This window comes from Pirellulales bacterium (assembly GCA_036499395.1).
In the GTDB taxonomy this organism is placed as follows: domain Bacteria; phylum Planctomycetota; class Planctomycetia; order Pirellulales; family JACPPG01; genus JACPPG01.
On record DASYDW010000121.1, the window covers coordinates 48,829 to 69,821 of the forward strand.

Consider the following 20,993-nt stretch of genomic DNA (forward strand, 5'->3'; position numbering starts at 1 on the left):
GGGCGGTCCTCGATTTTACGCTGCCGTGCCCAATTGGCAAAACACGCAAACCAAACTCTACCCTATTCCCCCTAATTAACCAAGGTCGTGCGAGCGACGTTGACCTATCGCTCGCGATTGCCTATTTGTGCGAGGCTTCCGCGACCTCTCGGGCAGGTCATGCGGCAGCGCGCGGGAAACCGCGTCGTCGAATGTCTTAATTGCATGCCGGGCCCAGATTGCGCGCAGTCATGATCTCCAGCGGTGGGCACACCAACGAATCGACAGATTCTTCCGCTCGACGCGCGCCGCTGCGCGCCCTTCGGCGCGCATGGCACGGACTGCTTTTTCTTCTGCCGCTCCTCACCAGCGGTTGCGCCGCGACCCGCTATGTCGAAGTTCGCACCGTACCGCGCAGCCCGCTGGTCGATCGGCTGAAGCTGACCTCCTATCAGGGGCCGCAACCCACCGAGCGCACACTGCAAATCTTGCGGCAATACGATCTGACGCGCGACCTGAACAAGACCGATCCCCGGATCGTGGTCAACAAGCTGCAAGCAGTCGCTGACCGGGCCCCCTCGGCCGAGAAGATCTACTCGCTCGCCGAGTTGAACTACCTGGGGGCGAAGAAAATCGAGGTGCGCGATCAGGGCATGGCGCTCGACCTGTATGGAGCGGCCGTGGCGAACGCCTACGTGTATCTGTTCGACGAGCGTTTTGCGCGGAACCGCAATACCTACGATCCCGAATTTCGCGGCGCCTGCGACGTCTACAACGGAGCGCTCGAAAGTGCTCTGCGCATCGTCCGCGGGCGCGGCGGACTGCTGCCAGGACATACGCATAAGATCGAATCCGAATCGCAGCAATGGAACGTCACGGTCGTCATTCACGGCGGACGCTGGCTGCCCGATGATTTCGACCGCTTTGAGTTCGTCTCGGACTTCGAAATCAGCGGGCTCGCCAACCAGTTCCACAACTATGGCCTGGGCGTTCCCTTGATCGCGATCCGCAAGAACCATCTACCCGAGCGTCCCGATGCGCAATTCTTTCCGCCTGAGTTGAGCTTCCCGGTCAGTGCGCTGTTGCGCGTCTTGCCCGACGGCGACAAGCCGGCCGACGGTGGCAAGACGCAGCATCATTGCGTGCTGGAACTGTACGACCCACTGGTCTCATCCGAGATCGTGCTAGGCGGGCGACGCGTGCCGCTGGAGACGGACCTGAGCACGCCGTTGGCCTACTTACTCAACGATCCACGCTTGGAAAGCGCAGCCACCAACGGATTGTTGCATCCCGACGAATCGCAGAAGACGCGCGGCCTGTACATGCTCGAGCCGTACGACGCGGGCAAAATCCCCGTGCTGATGGTACACGGGCTGTGGTCCAGCCCGCTCACGTGGATGGAAATGTTCAACGACCTGCGCAGCAATCCCGAGATACGCAAGAACTTCCAATTCTGGTTCTACGAATACCCCAGCGGCGAACCGTTCTGGGTCAGCGCCGCCCAATTGCGCAGCGACCTGACCAAAGTCCGCGAAGTGCTCGATCCCCGGCATATCGATCCGGCGCTCGATCAGATGGTGCTCGTCGGCCACAGCATGGGCGGGCTATTGGCCAAGCTGCAAACGGTCGACAGCGGCGATGCGTTCTGGCGCACCGTCAGCGACTACCCGCTCGCCGACCTCAAGGTCCCCGACGCGGACCGCCAGCAATTGTCGCAAGAGTTCTATTTCCATCCCAATCCTTCGATCCGCCGCGTCATCACCATTGCCACGCCGCATCACGGAAGCAAATTCGCCAACAGCACGGCCCAATGGCTGGCCGCGCGGCTGATTTCCATGCCCGACCAGATCGTGCGCGGCCGGCAGGATCTGTATCGCCAGAATCCCGGCAAGCTGCACGATCCGTCGCCCGTCGAAGTGACTACCAGCATCCAATCGCTGGCACCCGACGATCCGATCTTCTCCGTGATGCTCGCCGCGCCACGGCCGCCGTGGGTGAAGTTCCACAACATCTGGGGCGAGGTGCCCGACCAGGGCATCGTCGGCAAACTGGCCAGCGGCAGCGACGGCGTCGTCTCGATCGAAAGCGCCCATTGCGACGCTGTCGAAAGCGACCTCAAGGTCGAGGCCGATCATCTGACCGTACATCGCCACCCGCTCAGCGTGCTCGAAGTCCAGCGCATCTTGTTGTTGCATCTGGACGAATTACGCAGCTTCCCGCATGCGCCGCCGCCCCGGTTGCAAACCGTCACCACCTCGGGCCCGACCCCGTTGCCGCCGGTCACGCCGGTGCGGCGCTGAGCGCACGGCGCGATCGTTTAATCAATCACGACGTCGTCCAGCCCCGGTTGCTCCTTGGGGAACTGCGGATCCATCGTTTCGAGCGTTTGCCGCAGGACGGTGCTGACGGCAAACGTGCGAAACCATTTGTGATCCGCCGGTATGACGTACCACGGCGCATGCTCGCTATGGCAATGAACGAGTAAATCCTCGTACGCCCTCTGGTATTCGTCCCACAACTTGCGCTCGGCTAAATCCCCTTGCTCGAATTTCCAGCGCTTGTGCGGATCGGTTAAGCGCGCTTGCAGGCGCCGGCGCTGCTCGTCCCGGCTGATATGCAGGAAGAATTTGACGATCGTCGTACCGGCATCGGACAGCAGCCGTTCGAAGTCGTTAATTCGATCGTACCGGCTCTTCCATTCCGATTCGGCGACCAGGTGATGGACGCGTGGGGCGAGAACATCTTCGTAATGCGAACGATTGAAGATGCCGATATCGCCATGCGGCGGTACAGCCTTGTGAATGCGCCACAGAAAATCATGGCGCAACTCTTCGGCTGTCGGCCGCTTAAATGCCGTGACGCGGCAGTTGACTGGATCGACGCCTGACAGAACTTTGCGAATCACCCCGTCCTTGCCGGCGGTGTCCATCCCTTGCAGCACGATCAACAGCGATCGCCGCCCCTCGGCGTAGAGTCGATAACACAACTCATCGATCGCCTTGATATTCGTCTCGGTAGCGAGCGCTGCTTCCTCTTTGTTCAGCCCGCCTACGGACGCCGGATCGATATCGCCGAGCGCGAATTTCTTACCCGGTTGAAGCGATCCAGCTTTGAACTTCTCCGCCTGTGACATGCGTGCGTGCTCGCTGGGTTCGGGCAACAATCGTGGCCCGTTCGCAGCTTCGCGCCGGCCAGCCAGCAGCCCAATGGACCGTAGCTGCTGATTATGGTCCACCGAGCCCTGGCGGGCCAGCGCGCTTGCGCACATCACAGGTGCCGAATCAAGAGGTGCTTCCTAATGGCGATCGAACAGCGGCCGCAGGGCCGTCGATGTTCGTGTGCCGGGACGTGTCAGGCCGGCCAGGCTGCCGCGGCGACGCAACTCGAGCAAACCCGGCGAGGTTCGCGAAGCTCCGTCGGTGCGTACGCGACGCTGGGGGCGAGCGCTCTCATTCGGTTCGACGTCTTGGGTCGCGGGGCGGGTCGATTCGCCCTTGCCCTTGGTCGGTTCCGTTTCCGGTTCGTCATCAAAGACCGGGAGCTCGGCTCGCAGCACTCGTACGTCACGGGGAGCTTCTATTCCCACGCGAACCACCTGCCCTTTCACGAGCAGAATGGTCACGGTGATATCGTCGCCGATCCGAATCTGCTGCCGCGTCTTTCGCGATAGCACGAGCATGGTCACACTCCTTTGTTTTCTGGTGCTGGCCTTCGAATCGTCTCTAATGCAGGACGCGTGCCAGTCGTGCGTCAATCCCATTTCGCACGGCGTACAGCCAATCAGGACCGAGAGTTACGGAGTTTTTAGCCCCGGAAGCCACCGAAAGCAGTGTACACATGTTTACAAAAACTTTGTAAACTCTTGCCAAAGGCACCGAATGAACGGCTGAGAATGGCGGAATTGGCGCGATCGCGCAAACCTTGCCGGCACACTAGCGTCGCGAGCAACGCATGAAGGGGGAACGAGACCAGGAACGCCTACAGCTTCACGTTCTCGCGTACCGGCTTCGGCTTATCCAACTTGCGCAGTCGATCGTTGGGATTGCCACCATTGCCGCCGCCGCCATTGTTCTTGCGCGGCTCGTCGTAACCCACGTGGCGCTCGGTCCATTTCCAACCGAGCGGTTCCGTCAACTCGCGTTCGGCCAGATAAGCCCAGGGAGTGCCGGGGTGCTGATCCTTTACCCGGGTCAGATACTCGCGTGATTGGGCGGCCATCTTTTCCAAGGCGCTCGACGCCGTTACGTCATCGGCCGCAGCCAGTACCCAGGTATCGCTGTCATCCTTTTCAAACTTCATGCCCCCTTTGGCCTTGGCTAGCAGCATGTTGTACGTCGTCGTGCGAACCATCATCGCCAGCACCCGCCCCATCGCCAGGTCATAGCCGGCCTGCCAGCGCGAACCGGTCAGCTTGGCACGATCTTTCTCACCCATCTTGAGAATGCCGTACAAATCTTGCAGACGCGGTTCGACAATCGCGGCGGCGCGCTGCGCGACGTCCAATTCTTGCTTCAAACCCGCTTCGCTTCGTTTGGGAAACATCAATCGCGGCCGGTCCATCGCTTCGACCAGCGAGCTTTGCGATGCCTTGACCAGTGCCGCCCGTGCTGCGTTTTCTTTCAGCATCAGCTCGTACTGCCGCGGCGCCACGTAATCTGGCAAATAGTTGCGCATGATCGAAGGATCGAAGAACTGGCTGACCCGCGTTGCCATCGCCGCGGTGTCCTTCACCTTGCCCGCCGAGGTTGGTCGATTCGGATGCACGGCGAAATAGATGCCGTGCGTAGCGACGCACAGCCGCGTCAGCCCATACGGTCCAAATCCTGAGTCAATCACGGCCTTGGGGTCCCAATCGCGCGACGAGAATCCCAACTGCACATTCTCAGGCATCGCCGATTCGGGCCCCTGATCCACGGGCAGCATCTGCGGGCCATTCTTGGGATCAGGATCGACGTAATTCACATAGGCCTGCCGCTGTCCGAAGGGAGCAGGTACGCCGATAACATACACCGGCATGGCGTGCCGCTTGCACATATCGATGGCCGATTCGAGTCGGTCTTCGTCATTGCCCGCCTCGTCCGTAACCACGATCAGCATCACATTGCGGCGCGCCCCGCCCGAACGGAGCTTTTGATATTTCTTGGCCGCCTCGGTCACGGCCGTGAAGGTCAACTCGATACCGCTTTCGTCAACCGGGATATCGCGGATCGCTTTCTTGATCGCCTCGAGGTCGTCGGTTGGGTCTTTGGTGCAGTAGTTGATGTCCTGTCCAAAGGCGACCACTGCGGTCAGCAGCGGCGCGCTGCCATGTTTGAGAAAAGCGTCCTCGCCGTGCGACTGAATGACGTTCAATTCCTTGTAGATGTGTTCGAAACGATTCTCGATCGCGGTTCGCTGGGGCCGCATGCTCTCCGATTGGTCTAACAGCCAGACGACCAGCGTGGGTCGTTCTTCGAGCGAAACGAGAATCTCTTGCGTGATGCGGTCGACCGCTCCTTCGGCCCCCTTCACTCCCACCCCGGCATCGCCAGCCACGGCCAGGCGATCGTTCAGATTCGATGCGCCCGAGAGTTCGGCCATCACCGGCATATCAACGGATGCCACGTCCGTGGCCTCCATTTGTCCCGTTTCGATTTGCGAAATGTCGGCCAGGCTCGGCCCTGTTGCGAGCGACATCGATGTTCCCTCAAGACCTCCGTTGCCCACGGCTTCACTCGCAGCCGTGGATTCGGCGTACTGCACTTCCTGCAGGTCAGCCGTGGCATCGGCCGCGTCGGATGAGGAAAGAATGACGGCCGTTTCCCGGCCTGGCAGGCTTTGCCAAACCAGGGCGAGCGCCACCAACAACGTCAGATGGACGCACAGGCTGGCGGCCCAAGAGATACCGTCCCGCTCGATGGGAACGGACTGCAACCAATTTCGAACAGCGCCGCTCATCGACGGCCACCTCTTCGACCCGTATTCACACGCATCGTCCGCCGGAGTGCGCCGTTCCGGTAGCGCGCTGGCCCGGCCGAATTCCGACGACCGATCAGAATCGGTCCCCTAGCTTTATTGTCAAGAGTTTTCGCGGCGATTGCAAGTGAAACGCCAGAGGCGCCGCGGTCTTCTAGGCGATCTTAGGTACTCTGTTTGACCGCCCAATTCGGGGTATCTACCATGAATTCTCGAAGGGATTCGCGTCGTATCTATAAACGCGGGTCTTTATAGCGGCTCAAACGCGCAGGCAGTTGGCCCACAAATCGGCATGGCTCGTTACCACGACGCATCATCAGTGACACCGCTTTTTAAATCGAGCGTTCGGATTTTTGCGCAATTGCTGACCGTGGCCTTGCTTGTCGTGGCAAGCGGGGGCACGACGGCCCTGGCGCAAGAGGAAAAGCCCAAGCTCGACCCGAAAAAAGAGGTCACCCTCTCGTCCGAAGACGAGATGGTGCTGAAGGCCACGTTCTGGCCGGGGCCGAATGGCAAAGAGAGCGTGCCGGTCATTTTGCTGCACGGCTACGGCGGTGTCCGGCAGGACTTCAACGTCTTGGGGGACTTCCTGCAAGAACAAGGCTGCGCCGTCATTGCCCCCGATCTACGCGGCCACGGCGAAAGCACACTGGTTCCCGAGACGCAGCGGCAACTTTTGGCTGCCAACATGCACATCTCGGCGTTCGCCGGCATGATCGACGACGTCGAAGCGGCCAAGAAATTCCTCATGGGCAAGAATAACGCCGGGGAATTGAATATCGATAAGCTGTGTCTCGTGGGCGCGGATATGGGAGCCGTCGTGGCCGCCAACTGGGCCATCGATGATTGGGCCTGGCCCCCCTTGGCCATCGGCAAGCAAGGACAAGACGTCAAGGCGATCGTGATGCTGTCGCCGCCTGAGAAGTTCAAGTCGATGCGGATGCTCGAAGCCCTCAACGACCGTACGGTGCGGACGCGCGTCTCGTTCTACATCGCGGTCGGCAACCAGGACCCTACGGCCCTGCGTGAGGCCACGAAGATCAACAACACGCTCAAGAAATTTCACCCCCCGCCGATCAAGCAGGAAGATGCGGACCTGTTCTTCGACAGCCGCATTCCCACGAAACTGCAGGGCACGAAACTGCTCAGTAAGGAATTCAAGGAGTACGGCCTGATGAACAACATCGCCGAGTTCATCGAACAGCGTGCCGCGAAGCAGCCCTACCTGTGGCAAAATCGCAAGCTGCCGTAACCCGCCGGATCAGGGTGTTCCGGCGCTTGTCAGGGGCGGCGGACTGGACGTGGGACGCGGTGCCACGGGCACCATCGGCCGGTTATTGATGCTGCCGGGAGTGGATACCTTCGAGCCGAGGGCGGGAATCTTCAACTCGGTGCCGATCGGCAACAAGTCGGGATTCGCCAACACCTCGCGATTCAGCTCGTAGATCTCGCGGTACCGGTCCGCGCTCCCCAAATAGCGCACGGCCAATCCGGAAAGCGTGTCACCGTCCGCGATCTTGTGACGGCGCAGCTCGTGAAATCCCGCTCCGGACGGCACCGCCGAGTTCGCCGGCGCCGCATCGATTGTCCCGCCTACAGACGCCGCGCCCTCGCTTGCGGGTCGAATCGAGGAATATCCGCCGCTTGCGCTAGGCATCGGCGAAAGGCCAAACCCTGCCCGATCGCCAACCGACGTCGACGTCGCGCCGCCCAGGTCCGTCGCCCGCTCGGCCGGATCGATGCGACCAGTCAGGTGCGAAACGGGGGCCGGCTTATCGAGCGGCAATGATAATTCAGCCCGCGCCGTGGGATTCCCGGCCGGCGCAACGGCTTGCTCATCGTCGGGCGTGGATTTCTTGCGAAAGGCGAACGCCGCCCCGACACCCACCAGGACGACAAGCGCCACCACGAAGAGCTTCTTCTGCACGGGCATCAGCGGCCTCGCTGTCCTCACACCACGGCGCAATGATCGACGGAACGAGAGTGTTCCATCATCCGGGCATCGGTCGGCGCGATAGCGCCACCGCAGAACGTGGTGCGGAATTCCGGCTGTGACGAGAACGCGAACCTTACGGCCCACTCGCGCCGCCCCGCGTAAGCCGCACCAGCGGACGATTTAGCCCACCGCAAGCCGCTTAACTCTCGCCGCTTCCCAAACGCTGCCGCTGGCCGCGCTGATTGCGATTAAGCGTGCGACGTGCGTTGGGGAACGCCCTGCTCTTTGGTCCGCCGCTGCAGTTCCGACGCCTCTTCCGCGCGATTCATCCACAACACGATTGGCGTCGCGATGTAGATCGTGCTGTACGAGCCAGCCACGACACCAACGACCAACGCAAAGGCAAAGCCGTGAATGCCTTCGCCGCCGACCGCGTACAGAATCAGCACAACGATGAACACCGTCAACGACGTTAGGATCGTCCGGCTCAACGTTTGGTTGATGGCTGCGTTGGCCAGTTTGACGGAAATGATCGGGCTCTTGCCCCGCATCTCGCGGATGCGGTCGAAGATCACGATCGTATCGTTCAGCGAGTAACCGATGATCGTCAAGAACGCCGCAATGATCGGCAAGCTGATCTTGAACGGTTCGATCAACAAGAATTCCAGGCCAGGAATCCGCGCGAGCCACGTGCTGAGCGCCAAGGCCCCCAACGTGACCAGCACGTCGTGAACCACGGCCACTACGCCGGCCACGCCGAACATGACCTGCGAAAAGCGGAACCAGATGTACGCCAGGATCAGTACCAGGCTGGCGAGCATCGCCACTACGGCCTGCTGCTGTGTGGCCGAGGCCACCGCGGCGCCGATATTGCTGGACGCGGGGAAGTACGGCTGCCGCGCCAGCTCATCATCCACTTGTTTGAAGACATTCTCGGCGATGTCGGTCGGCAGCGTGGTGCGGACGTGCCACTTATCGAAGCTGATATCGCTTCCCGGCTCGTAACCTGGTGCATCGAGCGCGAAGACCACTGGGCCCTTCTCGGCGCCCGGCGTTTTCGCCGCCGTTGCTTGCAATGTATCGAGCAGCCGCGTGTGGCTGATCGGAATCGAGAACGACAGGTCCGCTTCCGATCCGCCGGCAAACCGCGCTGACGATTGTGTAGCTGCAGGCTTACCCAGCGCCGCGGCATCAATGCCGAGGGGCAGTGCCGGTGACGCCTCTTGAGATACGCCGGGCATCGCCGGTCCTTGAGACTTTGCCGGCGCTTGCGGGCTCGCCGGTTCCGTCACCGCAGGTGAAGCAGGTTCCGCGGCGGGCGCATCCGGTGCCTTGGCAGCCGGCGCTGCATCGGCAGCCGGCGCTTCAGCCGCCGGATTTGAGTCCGCAGCCGGCGAACTGTCCGTGGCTTTCGGCGCCTCGGGTGTGTCCTGCGCGTCGACCATGGCCAACAGCATCTCAGCGTCCTGGCGCGACGCCCGATTCTGGGCACCGCCCCCCGACGGAGCTTCCGGCTTCGCAGCTTCCTCTTTCGCCGCAGGCGCGGCTTCAACGGCAGGCTCTTTCGTGGTGGACTCAGCACCAGCGGCGGGCACAGCCGTCACCTTGGCCACTTCCATCTGGTTGACGACCAGCTTTCCTTTGAACAGTTTCTCGAGCGTCGCCTCGACATCGTCGATTTTCGGGTTCGAGGTGTTGATCACGAAGCGCTTGCCGGGCTCTTCGTTCGCAATGCGGACGTCTTGTACCGTGGCATCGGGCAGTTCGTCTCGAAGATTATCGATTTCATCACGAACCTCGGCGATGTCGATCGGCTTTTCGAAGAGGGCCTGCACCGAGACGCCCCCCGTGAAGTCGATGTCCAGCAAACCTTTTCCACGCTGCACGACGCCGACCATGCCGACAACGATGATGGCCAGCGAGATCCCGATGGCGATCCGGCTCTTGCCGATGAAATCGAAGTTCGGATTGCTGAGGATGTGCAACATCTTCAGGTCCTTGATAAAGCGAATCTTCTCGGCGATGTCGAAGAACACGCGCGACACGAAGATCGCTGTGAACAGGTTCATCACGATGCCCAGAATCAACGTCACGGCGAAGCCCTTCACTTGGTCGCTGCCCATGATGTACAGCACCACGGCCGAGATCAGGGTCGTCACGTTGGCATCGATAATCGTGACCGTGGCCTTTTCAAACCCATTGCGTATCGCCATGCGCAACGTGGCCCCGCGCGCCAGCTCCTCACGCATACGTTCATAGATCAGCACGTTCGCATCCACCGCCATACCGACGGTCAACGCCAAACCGGCCAGGCCGGAGAGCGTGAAGGCCGCGTTAAACATGATCATGAAAGCCACGATCAACAACACGTTCAGCAGCAGCGAGATATTGGCCACGACTCCTGCAAAACGGTAGTAGATCACCATGAAGATGACCACGGCCGTCGTGGCGACCAACATCGAGTACACGCCCTTGCGGATCGTGTCGGCACCCAGCGTGGCACCAGTGAGCAGGCTGCTGCTTGGCTCCTTGCGCAATGCCGTGGGCAGGCTGCCGGCCGTGAGCACGGCGGCCAGGTCTTCGGTCTGGGCCACGGTAAACTGGCCACTGATCTGGCCGCGGTCGTAAATCGGTTCGTTGATTTGCGGCGCGGAGTACAGATACCCGTCGAGGATAATGCCCAGGTTGCGATGAAAGCCCTGCACGCTTTCGGGCAAATTGTCGGTTGTCAGTCGGCCGAACAGCTTCGAGCCTGTGGAGTCGAACGCGAAATCAACCTCTGGTCCCTTAATTCCAACACCGGCCGTGGCGCTGCGCAGGTATTGGCCCGTGACATTTTGCGGATCCATCGCAACCAGGACTTCGATCTCCCCCTTATCGTTGGGGCGCGATACGAATCCCGATCGCGGATTGGCAAAATAATCGACGTCATCGCGGCGGACCGGCACCCAGCGGGCAACGACCTCGCTCGTACCGTCCGGGTTCTCAGTGACGAGCGCCTTGGTAGCCGTATCCATCTTCTTGGCCAGCTCGATCAGATTGGCCTGGTCACGCTCGTTGGCCGTGATGCGAAACTCGAGCAAGCCAGTCGAGCTGATCTTGCTCTTGATGCGTTCCAGTTCGGCTTCGTCCGCCTTGGGAATAATGAGTTCGATTTGGTTGACGCCGTAAGGGCGAATCGTGACTTCCTTGACGCCGCCCGGATTGACGCGCTTCGTCACGGCCTGAACCAGCTTCTCCATATCGACGGTCGTGCCGGGCTCTTTCGCCTGGTCGTCGACCTCGTAGACCAGGATCGAACCGCCGGAGAGGTCAATGCCCAATTTCGGCGGCCAGCCGTACCAGGTGACAGCCGATGCCGCAAAAAACGAGAACAACACCGTGGCGATCCGCCACGATTGTTCCGGCATGCGGACGGCCTTGCTGATGTAATGCCCTATCACCAGCGGCACGACGAACACGCCCACCATGACCAACAGCAATTCGATATTGTCGAAGCTCATTTCGAAAAATCCTTCAAGGTCCTACCTTCAAGGTCCTGTTCTTTATGCGCGGCAGGACAGTCGTTAGCCGACTGTGCCGCTATCGGCCTTAACCGCCGGTTCGTCCACGATCACTCGGGCCACGCTGGCGCGCGTCACTCGCAACTTGGTATTCGACGTTTCGTCGACCCGCACCGTCACTTCGTCGGCATCGGGTCGAATGTTCGTGACCACGCCGAAGATGCCGCTGGTCAAAAGGACGTGATCGTTCTTCTTCAAATTCGTCAGCATCGCCTGTCGCTCGGCCTGCTCGCGCCGCTGCGGACGATGAACGATCATGAAGTAGAACACTCCCATGAACAGCAGCGGAAGCAACATGAAGACCGGCGACGGGCTCTGCTGCGCAGCGCCTGCCCCCTGGGCCAGAAACAGCCACTCGCTTGCACGCCAAACCGTCACGTTAGAACCTCACCGCAAGAATGAGCACAGCGGGGGAACGCCTGGGCCGACAAATCGCCGGCCAGCCCCCGGGACTGTGATTACGCCACACCGCGGGAACGCGCTAAGGGGCGTCATGGGGCCGCGCTTGCGGACCTTGGACGCCGCACCTCACTCGCGTCACGCGCGCCCTGGCAAACAGAAGCAGCCCGATGCCTCAGGGCCGGGCCACGCACATACCGCGATCACGGGCCGTATCATAAAGCTAAGCGCCATAACGAGCAAGGGGATCATGCGTCGGCCGCGTCGTCGCTTCGGACGGCGCTGCCCCACCCGGCCAGCTTGGCTGCGCGATACGCGGCAAACGTGTCTGATTCGATCGCCGCGCGGGCCCCGGCCAACAGGCGCTGGTAGTACGTCAGATTGTGGATCGACAGCAGAATCGGCCCCAACATCTCGCGCGCCATGAACAAATGCCGCAGGTAGCCGCGGCTGTGACGGCAAGCCGGACAGGGACAGTCCTCTTCCAAGGGGCGATCGTCTTCGGCCATCTTCAAATTACGCAGCTTCAACCCCCCGGCATCCGTAAATGCCATGGCGTTCCGCCCGTTGCGCGTCGGCATCACGCAATCAAACATGTCGATGCCCCGATGGATCGCTTCCAGCAGATCGACCGGCGTCCCCACTCCCATCAGGTAACGGGGCCGATCCTCAGGCAGTGCCGGCACGGTAACATCCAACACTGCGTACATCTCGGCCGGTGCTTCGCCGACGCTCAGCCCCCCCACGGCGTAACCGGGAAAATCGAGCCTCGCCAAAGCCTCGGCACATTCACCGCGCAGATCGGGGTCGAGCCCCCCTTGCACGATGCCGAAAATCGCCTGATCCGCACACGTCGCGGCGTCCCGGCAGCGCGCGGCCCAGCGAATCGTGCGTTGCATGGCGTCAACTACTACTTCGCGCTCGGCTGGTAGCGCCACGACGTGGTCCAGCACCATCGCCACGTCACTACCGAGCGCCTCTTGGATTGCAATCGCGCGTTCGGGCGTTAGCTGCAACAGGCGCCCATCGACGTGCGACCGAAAGACGGCCCCCGTCTCGCTGACCTTGGTCATCTGCGCCAGGCTGAAAAGCTGAAAGCCGCCGCTGTCGGTCAGAATCGGCCCGGTCCAGCCCGAGAAACCATGTAGGCCGCCCAGCGTCGCGACCACGTTCTCGCCCGGCCTGAGCGCCAAGTGGTAGGTGTTGGCCAGCATCATCTGCGCGCCGGTAGCACGCAATTGATCGACCGTGACCCCTTTCACAGCCCCCTGAGTGCCGACCGGCATGAAGGCCGGCATCTCTACCGGCCCATGAGGCGTGTGAAACGTACCGCGCCGCGCTGCGCTCGTTCGATCGCGATGCAACAGCTCGAAGCGGAACGCGCTGGCGGTCATAGGTGCAGATGTTGCCGCGCGCGACGGCTAGCAAGTACCAGCCGTCGCGCGAGCGGTATTCCCTTCGAAGCGTCAGTCGCCGCGTAGCTTCAAGGCGTGACCGGTCAGCTTCTCGCGAACCTCGTTAAGGCTCGTCACGCCGAAGTTCTTGCACTCCAGCAGCTCGTCGCCGGTGCGGCGCACCAACTCGCCGATCGTGCTGATTCCCAAGCGAATCATGCACTTGCGAGCACGAACCGACAGGTTCAGGTCGGCGATTGTCTTGCCGAGCAATGCTTGCTCGTCGGGGCTCATGACCTCGGGCTCGTAACCGCCACGCATCGTGTGCTTCTCGGCGGCCAGTTGCCCCAGCTCCAAACCCTTCGAGGCCAGCATTTCCTTGATTTCGATCAGCGACGTTTCGCCGAAGTTCTTGCTCGCCAGCAATTCCTGCTCGCTGGTGCGGGCCAAGTCGCCGAGGGTATTCAGACCCATCTTTTGCAAGCAATTACGGCTGCGGACCGACAATTCGAAATCGGTGACCGGCATCGTCAGGACCTGGCTCAACCGATCGCGACGGCGCTGCGCATCCTCGTCGTAGAACATATCTCCAGCGGCCTGAGCGTCGCGGAAGAACAATCGCGCCCGCGGATGGCTGGGATAGCTTTCCAAAATGCGCTGATAGCACTGCCGGGCCCGCTCGTACTGCTGCCGATCCTCGTACAAGATCCCCAGGTTCAACAGCGAGCCGATGTGCGCGGGAAACTGCGCTGCCGAACGCTGATAGAGTTCCAGAGCCGTTTCGTCGTTGCCGCGGCGGTCGTTCTCCAGTGCCAGACCGAACAGGGCACCGGGATGCCGGCCATCGGCCTCGACGGCACGTTCGAACAGGGCCACGACCTCGTGCGGATTGCCTCCGAGCGCGGCCACCGTGGCACCACGTTGATAAAGGTAATCAGCCGTCTGCTCGACGGCGCCCGACAAGCGATCGAGCGTGGCCAGGGCCTCGGTGGGCAAACCGGCCGCGCGCTGCGCCTCGGACTGGGCCAGGGCACACCCGTCACGGTCGTAACCGGCTTTGGATGCTTCCTGAAACGATTTAACGGCTTCGTCGTATTGTCCGCGAGCGGCGTAGGTCTTGCCCAAATAGAACTGGGCCATCGCGCCACCATCGGCGCTACGCAGCATGTCGTCCGCCAGGCGATATCGCCCCAGCAGGAAGTAGCACACTCCCAGCTTCGTTGCGGCCGCGGGGCTGGTGCTCTGCGCCGATTCCAATTCATGAACCGCATCGCGAAGTTGCCGATAGTTGGCAAAGTCGGCCGCGATCGCATCCCGGATCTGCTGCACCTCGCGCGGACCGAACAGCGTGCTCGTAACGACCATTTCCTTCAAGTTCGTATCGACACCTAGCGACATTACCGAAGCCTCCTGGAAGGCAGTAACAAGATCGCCCTGAGCGCAGAAAGAGTCCCGGGCGGAGAAAAACTAGTGAATCGCGGGCCACGTTTGCAAGCGCGCCGGAAATGCCCCCCGCAAGGTACAAATCACCGCATGCCACTCATGGGGCCGCCAAGCGGTGGCCTTCAAGACGGGCGCGCAGTCCTAACGGGCTGTCCCAGACGCTCTTAAGAATATAGCAATCCCGCCCCCCCGCGAAAAGCCGGCCAATTGCGGAGCGGCATGTGACACGGCGCGGATTTCCGGAATAATGTCCGGGGCCGACCTGCCGGACGTCTGAAAACGCGTTTCACCCGGCCGCCGGCCGATCGTCCCCCGAGATCCCAACATACCGGCCTGATAAGGATATTTCCGCCGTGGCTCAGACCTTTATTATCTTCGGTGCCTCGGGCGACCTGACCAGTCGCAAGCTGATCCCCTCCCTCTTCCAACTGCATATCAAGAAGCGTTTGCCAGCCGGCACCCGGGTGGTTGGCTTTTCGCGCAGTCCCTTCCCGCACGACCAATGGCGCGCTCACCTGGCCGAGACGACTGCCCACTTCGTGGGCGCCGATTTCCAAAAGGCAGCCTGGGACGAATTCGCTAAGAACATCTATTACGTCGCTGGCGACCTGGAACAAAAGGCCGACGTCGCGGCGCTTGGTAAATTCCTGGACGAATTAGACAAGCAGCCATCGGCTGCTCCGTCCGCCGGCCAAGGTGCCGCGACAACCACGGCGGACTCTCCGCAGATGCGCGTCTACTACCTGGCCACGGCGCCGCGCTTCTACGAGCCGGCGATTGAACAACTCGGCGCGTGCGGCATGGCCGATCAATCGCACGGCCCGCGGCGAATCGTCATCGAAAAGCCGTTCGGCACGGATCTGGCAACCGCCCGCGCGTTGAACGACGCCGTGCATCGCGTCTTTTCCGAAAACCAGGTTTATCGTATCGACCATTACCTGGGCAAGGAAACGGTCCAGAACATCCTGGTGTTCCGTTTCGCGAACTCAATTTTCGAACCGCTTTGGAATCGCAACTTCATCGACCACGTGCAAATCACGGCTGCCGAGGAAGTGCCCGTCGGTCGCCGCGGCGGTTATTACGAATCGGCCGGCGTGCTGCGCGACATGTTTCAGAATCACTTGCTGCAACTGCTGACTGTCACCGCGATGGAAGTGCCGGCGCGGTTCGACGCCGACCTGATACGCAACGAAAAGGTCAAAGTCCTGCAATCGGTTCGCCACCTCGCGCCCGAAGCCGTGGCCGGGGCTACGATTCGCGCCCAATACGACGGATACCGCCAGGAAGAAGGAGTCTCGCCCGATAGCCAGACCCCCACGTTCGCCGCCGCGCGCTTGCATATCGACAACTGGCGCTGGCAAGGCGTGCCGTTCTATCTGCGCAGCGGTAAGGCCATGAGCTGCCGCACGACGCAAATCGTGATTCAATTTCGTGAGCCGCCGCACATGCTCTTCCCAAATCATGGCCATCACCGTGGCGCCAGCAATCGGCTGGTGATTCACATTCAACCGGCCGAAGGAATGCAGTTGCAATTCCAGACCAAGGTGCCCGACGCCGGCATGAAAATGCGCTCGACAGATCTCGAATACCGCTTTTGTGCCGACTACCCGAAGGCCATGCCCGAGGCTTATGAGCGTTTGCTACTGGACGTGCTCTCGGGCGATGCCAGTCTGTTCGCGCGCAGCGACGAAGTGGAACTGGCCTGGAGCATCATCGACCCCATTCGCATTGGCTGGGAAAAAACCGGCGAACCAGAAATGGCGACGTACGAACAAGGGGGCTGGGGGCCCGCCGAGTCCACGAAGTGGATGTACCGCGACGACCGCGAATGGCTCGACGTCTGCCCCGTGCTGAAGTAAACGCTCCAGGCATGAGTAACCTGATGCACGCGCTATCGGACATCGAAGCAAAAATAATGGTCGAGCCCCGAAGGGGCGACAGCGTGTAGCCGTGGTCGCGAGCCCACGGTGTGACGTCTCTCGCGCGTCAAAAGCCCCGGAGGGGCGACAGCGATTGCGGATGTGTTCGTTGTCAGCAAGCACAAATCCACGATTGAAATCGATGAAAATACAGATGTCGGTCGCACTAGCGTGCTTAGTTGTTGCAGCGGTCGCGCAGCTGGCAAAACCCGCTGAGTTTAATGCCCGGTGGGCTGAAGCGCGCATAGAGGTTGGATCACAAACGCTTCGACCGCTCCGCGTCTTAGAAAAGTTCGCGTCAGAGCGTGGCGCGGGAAATCGCCGCTTCAAGGTGCTAGGGACTTCCGTGCAAGAAATCGATCCAATTACCCAAGCCACACGATGGGCCGCCACGACGGATGACGAGTCACAAGTGCTCTGGCTAGATGCCACGGATACCGTCTGTTACCTGTTAGCAGCCAACACCCCGCACGACACAGTGGGCGCATGGCCGCGTGCAACCATTCGGCGTCTTGACCTGCAAACGCACAAGTGGCTTTCGCCGCTGACGCTTCCCGCAACAAAGCTGCCGATCGACAACGCGAGCCGTGAAGATGACGTCGTTGGGCAGGTGCTCGCCACAGAAAGTGCCACGTTCGTGCTTGTGTTTAGCGTTATCCGATTAAACAAGCCTCATGCGCAACCGGACGTCGACGGCTACCGAGTCTGTTGCTTTACTCCCGGATCCAACGAACCCAAATGGACGAAGGAGTTTTCATGGCAAGGCAACAAACTCGATTTTCCATATCGCGTGTTTACTTCTCTCCGTGCTGGGTCGCGTCTCAATAGCATCCAGCATCTGAGCATTCTTCGAGACGACATTCTTCTCGTTTGCGCGGGCAAGACTCAGGAACTCGTGTCCTTGGAAATAGATACCGGCGAGCTGCGCTGGCGCCTGCCACGCGTTTGGGAATTTGAACGTGGTTTCATTGGGCCGAGCGTGTGCGAACACTACATCGATCGATTAGGTATCGACTACATAGTCACACAGGAGGCGGAAGCGATACCCGAAGAGGATGAGAGTCCCCAAGAGCAAGAGGCGACGCGCGATCGGGCCGCAAAGGCGAAAGCCATCGTCGATGCTGCTCGGAAGGCTTTTGACGAGCAATTTGAAGGTTCCATCGTGGCTGGTCCAATCATGCCGCGTGAGCAGAGAGGGTTTTACGTCGCCGTTGCACGAGGCCGCAAAGGCCCGTGGGCGAAAGTCAATTCGGACTGCATCGTGTATCAGGTCAGCGATGAAGGCGAAGTAGAGGCAGCAGCAAATCTGCCAAGCATGGTTGAAGGGTGGCCGCAACGAGCAACTGCGAGCGGTGCTGTGTGGACCTGTGGCCGGGGGAGCCTTGTGCATCTCGGTCATGCGGAACCAGATTTCCGCCATAGCTTTCACAACACAGAAGACCGCCTCTGTCGGGTCGCATGGTACCGCGAGTTCGATTTTGAGCGCGACGCTACTTGGCTTTCGTCCGATGCGCAACCGACTGCCGCAGCATTCAATGATAAAATATTGATCCGAACGCTTGACGGTGGCTTTGTGCGAAAGAAGGACGAAAAGCTCTTCGAGTTCCCAATCAACGTCGTGCGACTTTCTAATGGAAGCCGAATAGATTTCCGTGTTTGCGTCCCATTTGAGGGAGAAGTCCCTTGGCCGGAAACGGGCTATTCAAAGTTCGGAGATGTGTCCGTCCATGCTCATGGGCCGTATTTTCAATTCATCAACGGATTTGATATCGACGAACGTCGCGTGCGCGTAGAGTTCAGGCGAGATGGCGTCGGAAGTACCGGCTTGGACTTTGATCTTTCTGCAATCGTGAAAATATCAAGCAATTAATGCAAGCGAATGTCGACTAAGCCTCGGGCGGATGCTGCCGGCCGACTAGCACGAGGTACAGCCAACCGCCGATGACGCCGCCGGCCAGCGGACCGACGATCGGCACCCACCAGAAGCCGTTGCCCCAGCGGAACACTTCCGGTCCCCAGCCGGCGATCGCGGTAAACAGCCGCGGGCCGAAATCGCGCGCGGGATTGATCGCATATCCGGCGTTCAATCCGAACGTCATACCGATCAACACCACCAGCAATCCCACGGCAATCGCGCCTTGAAACGAGGTCGGGTTCGCATTGCGTTTGTCCCCAATGGCAAACACCACACCGACCAACAGCGCCGTACCAACGACCTGATCGATCAGCCCGCCGCCAAGTGTCAGGTAATTCTGTGGATAAGTGGCCCAGATGCCGGCCGTACTTTGATCGCGCGTTTCACCCGCCAAGTTCACCAGTGCCTGGTGATACACGCCGAACACAATTGCCGAGGCAACGAACGCACCGGCCGTCTGGGCCAGGCAATACGGCAAGACCTTTCGCCACGGAAAATCCTGGCACACGGCCACGGCCAGCGTCACGGCGGGATTTAGATGGGCGCCCGAAACGCCCCCGGCGACCAGAATCCCCATCGTCACGGCCAATCCCCAACCGAGATTGATCGACAGGTATTCACCGTGGGATTTTTCGCCCAGCACCACTTGCGCGACCACCGCCACGCCAAAAGTGACCAGCACCAGGGTGCCAAGGAATTCTGCCGCGCATTCACGCGCCGTGCCGCGTAGCATCTGCCGCCCTCCGCGCTAGATGTGAATCAAGGCGAGCCCGAGATGACGTGCTTGCCAAACCGCGTTTCAAGGCGCTGCGCGCAGCGACTGATTTCGTCATTCAACTGCTGGCCGGAAATGACATGCTCGTCGACCAGCAATTGTGCCAAGCGCTGCAGCGTCCCCTCATACAGGTGACGATGGTACAGCAACATCAGGCGCCGCTCAACGAGATCAGATAGGGTTCGCACCCATTCGTGACGAATCGCGAATCGGGCTACGGCCGTCGGAGTCTCGGTGCCCGGGACGATCGACCGATCGTCGGCAAAGGCATTGAGCACCTCTTCGCATCGGGTGCCGTACAACTCCCAGGTCGCGGCGATTGCAGCGTCGCTAAAACCCAGCTGTGCCGCCAGCCGTTGCCGGAGCGCGTCTTGATCGTGTGAGTCTGCTGGAAAACCAGCCGCCCCCGGGATCGGCCGCTGCTCGCTGTTGGCCTTCACCGGAAGGTTCAACCGCTGGAGCAGCAATGCCGCGGTCTCCTCGGCCAACGATCGGCAAGTTGTGAGCTTGCCGCCGATGACGGAATAAAACGGAAGCGGTGCATCGTGATTCTCGGTCAACGAATGCCGTCGCGTGACCGACGCCGGCGTGGCTTCGCCCACGTAGGGCAGCGGTCGCACACCGCTGTAATGCATGTCGACGTCGGCCGGCGTCAGTTTCACCTGCGGCAGCAGCGAATTGGCCGTCGCCAACAGGTAATCAATCTCCTCGGGTCGGGCGGTCGCGTCCGCGGGATCGCCTACGTATTCTTTGTCAGTCGTCCCAATCAACGACGCATCGCCAAACGGCAGCACGAACACCGGCCGCCCATCGGCCGCCTCGGCATATAGTCCGGCGTACGATTGGCCGTTATGCGTTAGCGCCACATGCAGCGCAGGATTCCAAGTGACAATGTGGCTTCCCTTGGTTCCCCCCATTAACCGATCCGAGCGCAACCCCAGACGCTGTAGCGTCATGTCGACCCACGCGCCGGTGGCGTTGATCACAGCGGCCGGTTCGAACGAAGAAACCGTTGCACCGGTATCGGCCGCGCGAATCGTCGCCGTGCGCCCGTTCAATTCGGCGCGATGATAATTCATCAGGTCGAAACGCGTTCCCGCGGCCTTGGCAGCTTCTCGGGCATCGTCCAACATCGCCAGCACGAATCGCTCGGGAAAGCGAATCTGCGCGTCGTAGTAAGAGCAAAGCCAGCGATACTTCGGATTCACGAGAATCGCGTCTTCTTGGTCGCGACGATGCGTGGCGTGCTTGGGCAGTGACGGATCACGCGCGTACGCGTCGTACATCCGCAGTCCCATCTGCACCAAGTACAGCCCGCGCGACTCGGCCGGTTTGCCGACCTTGGATGAGCGATTCCCTTTGAACAAGAATCGTTCGGCCGAACGCCACAATCCGCCAAAGCGATTCTCGATCGGAATGAACAATCGCAGCGGTCGCACGAACTGCGGCGCCAAGCGCAGCAGCCGCGTCCGCTCGGCAAGCGATTCTCGCACCAGGTCGAACTCGCCATATTCCAGGTAGCGCAGCCCGCCGTGAATCAGGCGTGACGCGTAGGCCGTGGCGCCGAAGGCCAAATCGGCCGTATCGACCAGGCAGACCGACACGCCGTTGAGGACCAGCTCGCGCGCAATCGCGGCGCCATTAATTCCAGCGCCGAGAATCAGAACCGGTTGCGCAGCAGTCATGCCGTAACAATTTACCCGGCAGAGCAAAAT

General features: G+C 60.8%; 14 protein-coding genes. 4 read left to right on the forward strand and 10 right to left on the reverse strand.

The features are described 5' to 3' along the window. Window positions 1-230 precede the first annotated feature (230 nt). Entirely contained in the window at window positions 231-2,279 is a 2,049-nt protein-coding gene (locus VGN12_22305) for an alpha/beta fold hydrolase (protein HEY4312197.1), read from the forward strand. Window positions 2,280-2,296: 17 nt separating this feature from the next. On the opposite strand, the gene VGN12_22310 is transcribed toward VGN12_22305, so the two are convergent. From VGN12_22310 to VGN12_22320, 3 genes are all read right to left on the reverse strand, one after another. Further along, complete coding sequence (locus VGN12_22310) at window positions 2,297-3,247, reverse strand: polyphosphate kinase 2 family protein (protein ID HEY4312198.1); 951 nt, start codon at window positions 3,245-3,247, stop codon at window positions 2,297-2,299. A gap of 27 nt (window positions 3,248-3,274) precedes the next feature. Beyond that, complete coding sequence (locus tag VGN12_22315; protein ID HEY4312199.1) at window positions 3,275-3,658, reverse strand: carbon storage regulator; 384 nt, start codon at window positions 3,656-3,658, stop codon at window positions 3,275-3,277. A gap of 299 nt (window positions 3,659-3,957) precedes the next feature. After that, window positions 3,958-5,916 carry a vWA domain-containing protein gene (locus VGN12_22320; protein HEY4312200.1) on the reverse strand — a complete coding sequence of 653 codons (1,959 nt, stop codon included), beginning with the start codon at window positions 5,914-5,916 and terminating at the stop codon, window positions 3,958-3,960. A 337-nt stretch (window positions 5,917-6,253) separates the two neighbouring features. Here VGN12_22320 and VGN12_22325 point away from each other — a divergent pair, with 337 nt between their 5' ends. Next, window positions 6,254-7,186 carry an alpha/beta fold hydrolase gene (locus tag VGN12_22325; GenBank protein ID HEY4312201.1) on the forward strand — a complete coding sequence of 311 codons (933 nt, stop codon included), beginning with the start codon at window positions 6,254-6,256 and terminating at the stop codon, window positions 7,184-7,186. Between the two features lie 9 nt (window positions 7,187-7,195). Here the strand turns inward: VGN12_22325 and VGN12_22330 are convergent, their stop codons facing one another. The 5 genes from VGN12_22330 to VGN12_22350 all read right to left on the reverse strand — a co-directional run bounded on the left by VGN12_22330 (window position 7,196) and on the right by VGN12_22350 (window position 14,624). Then, window positions 7,196-7,867: a LysM peptidoglycan-binding domain-containing protein gene (locus tag VGN12_22330; GenBank protein HEY4312202.1), complete on the reverse strand. Its 672-nt coding sequence runs from the start codon at window positions 7,865-7,867 to the stop codon at window positions 7,196-7,198. 251 nt (window positions 7,868-8,118) lie between these two features. Further along, entirely contained in the window at window positions 8,119-11,373 is a 3,255-nt protein-coding gene (secD, locus tag VGN12_22335) for a protein translocase subunit SecD (GenBank protein ID HEY4312203.1), read from the reverse strand. A gap of 63 nt (window positions 11,374-11,436) precedes the next feature. After that, entirely contained in the window at window positions 11,437-11,811 is a 375-nt protein-coding gene (yajC, locus tag VGN12_22340; GenBank protein HEY4312204.1) for a preprotein translocase subunit YajC, read from the reverse strand. Between the two features lie 269 nt (window positions 11,812-12,080). Further along, entirely contained in the window at window positions 12,081-13,226 is a 1,146-nt protein-coding gene (tgt, locus tag VGN12_22345) for a tRNA guanosine(34) transglycosylase Tgt (GenBank protein HEY4312205.1), read from the reverse strand. A gap of 72 nt (window positions 13,227-13,298) precedes the next feature. Further along, a complete protein-coding gene (locus VGN12_22350) occupies window positions 13,299-14,624 on the reverse strand; it encodes a DNA-directed RNA polymerase subunit alpha C-terminal domain-containing protein (protein ID HEY4312206.1) in 1,326 nt (441 codons plus the stop codon). A 398-nt stretch (window positions 14,625-15,022) separates the two neighbouring features. On the opposite strand from VGN12_22350, the gene zwf reads away from it, so the two are divergent. Together zwf and VGN12_22360 are read left to right on the forward strand one after the other, a co-directional pair. Then, window positions 15,023-16,528 (forward strand): glucose-6-phosphate dehydrogenase, encoded by a 1,506-nt coding sequence (gene zwf / locus VGN12_22355; protein HEY4312207.1) that lies wholly within the window; start codon window positions 15,023-15,025, stop codon window positions 16,526-16,528. Window positions 16,529-16,730: 202 nt separating this feature from the next. Then, window positions 16,731-18,458 carry a hypothetical protein gene (locus tag VGN12_22360; GenBank protein HEY4312208.1) on the forward strand — a complete coding sequence of 576 codons (1,728 nt, stop codon included), beginning with the start codon at window positions 16,731-16,733 and terminating at the stop codon, window positions 18,456-18,458. A 16-nt stretch (window positions 18,459-18,474) separates the two neighbouring features. Here VGN12_22360 and VGN12_22365 read toward each other — a convergent pair whose 3' ends face one another. Both VGN12_22365 and VGN12_22370 read right to left on the reverse strand, forming a co-directional pair. Continuing rightward, window positions 18,475-19,236: an MIP family channel protein gene (locus VGN12_22365; protein HEY4312209.1), complete on the reverse strand. Its 762-nt coding sequence runs from the start codon at window positions 19,234-19,236 to the stop codon at window positions 18,475-18,477. 26 nt (window positions 19,237-19,262) lie between these two features. Then, window positions 19,263-20,963, reverse strand: coding sequence for a glycerol-3-phosphate dehydrogenase/oxidase (locus VGN12_22370; GenBank protein ID HEY4312210.1), 1,701 nt, complete (start codon window positions 20,961-20,963; stop codon window positions 19,263-19,265). Between the last annotated feature and the right edge of the window lie 30 nt (window positions 20,964-20,993).

What these genes read in the sequence shown, in the direction of transcription:
- VGN12_22305 (HEY4312197.1), top strand. Translation starts at nt 231, where the DNA reads ATGATCTCCAGCGGTGGGCACACCAACGAATCGACAGATTCTTCCGCT.
- VGN12_22310 (HEY4312198.1), bottom strand. Translation starts at nt 3,247, where the DNA reads ATGTGCGCAAGCGCGCTGGCCCGCCAGGGCTCGGTGGACCATAATCAG.
- VGN12_22315 (HEY4312199.1), bottom strand. Translation starts at nt 3,658, where the DNA reads ATGCTCGTGCTATCGCGAAAGACGCGGCAGCAGATTCGGATCGGCGAC.
- VGN12_22320 (HEY4312200.1), bottom strand. Translation starts at nt 5,916, where the DNA reads ATGAGCGGCGCTGTTCGAAATTGGTTGCAGTCCGTTCCCATCGAGCGG.
- VGN12_22330 (HEY4312202.1), bottom strand. Translation starts at nt 7,867, where the DNA reads ATGCCCGTGCAGAAGAAGCTCTTCGTGGTGGCGCTTGTCGTCCTGGTG.
- secD (HEY4312203.1), bottom strand. Translation starts at nt 11,373, where the DNA reads ATGAGCTTCGACAATATCGAATTGCTGTTGGTCATGGTGGGCGTGTTC.
- tgt (HEY4312205.1), bottom strand. Translation starts at nt 13,226, where the DNA reads ATGACCGCCAGCGCGTTCCGCTTCGAGCTGTTGCATCGCGATCGAACG.
- VGN12_22350 (HEY4312206.1), bottom strand. Translation starts at nt 14,624, where the DNA reads ATGTCGCTAGGTGTCGATACGAACTTGAAGGAAATGGTCGTTACGAGC.
- VGN12_22360 (HEY4312208.1), top strand. Translation starts at nt 16,731, where the DNA reads ATGAAAATACAGATGTCGGTCGCACTAGCGTGCTTAGTTGTTGCAGCG.
- VGN12_22365 (HEY4312209.1), bottom strand. Translation starts at nt 19,236, where the DNA reads ATGCTACGCGGCACGGCGCGTGAATGCGCGGCAGAATTCCTTGGCACC.
- VGN12_22370 (HEY4312210.1), bottom strand. Translation starts at nt 20,963, where the DNA reads ATGACTGCTGCGCAACCGGTTCTGATTCTCGGCGCTGGAATTAATGGC.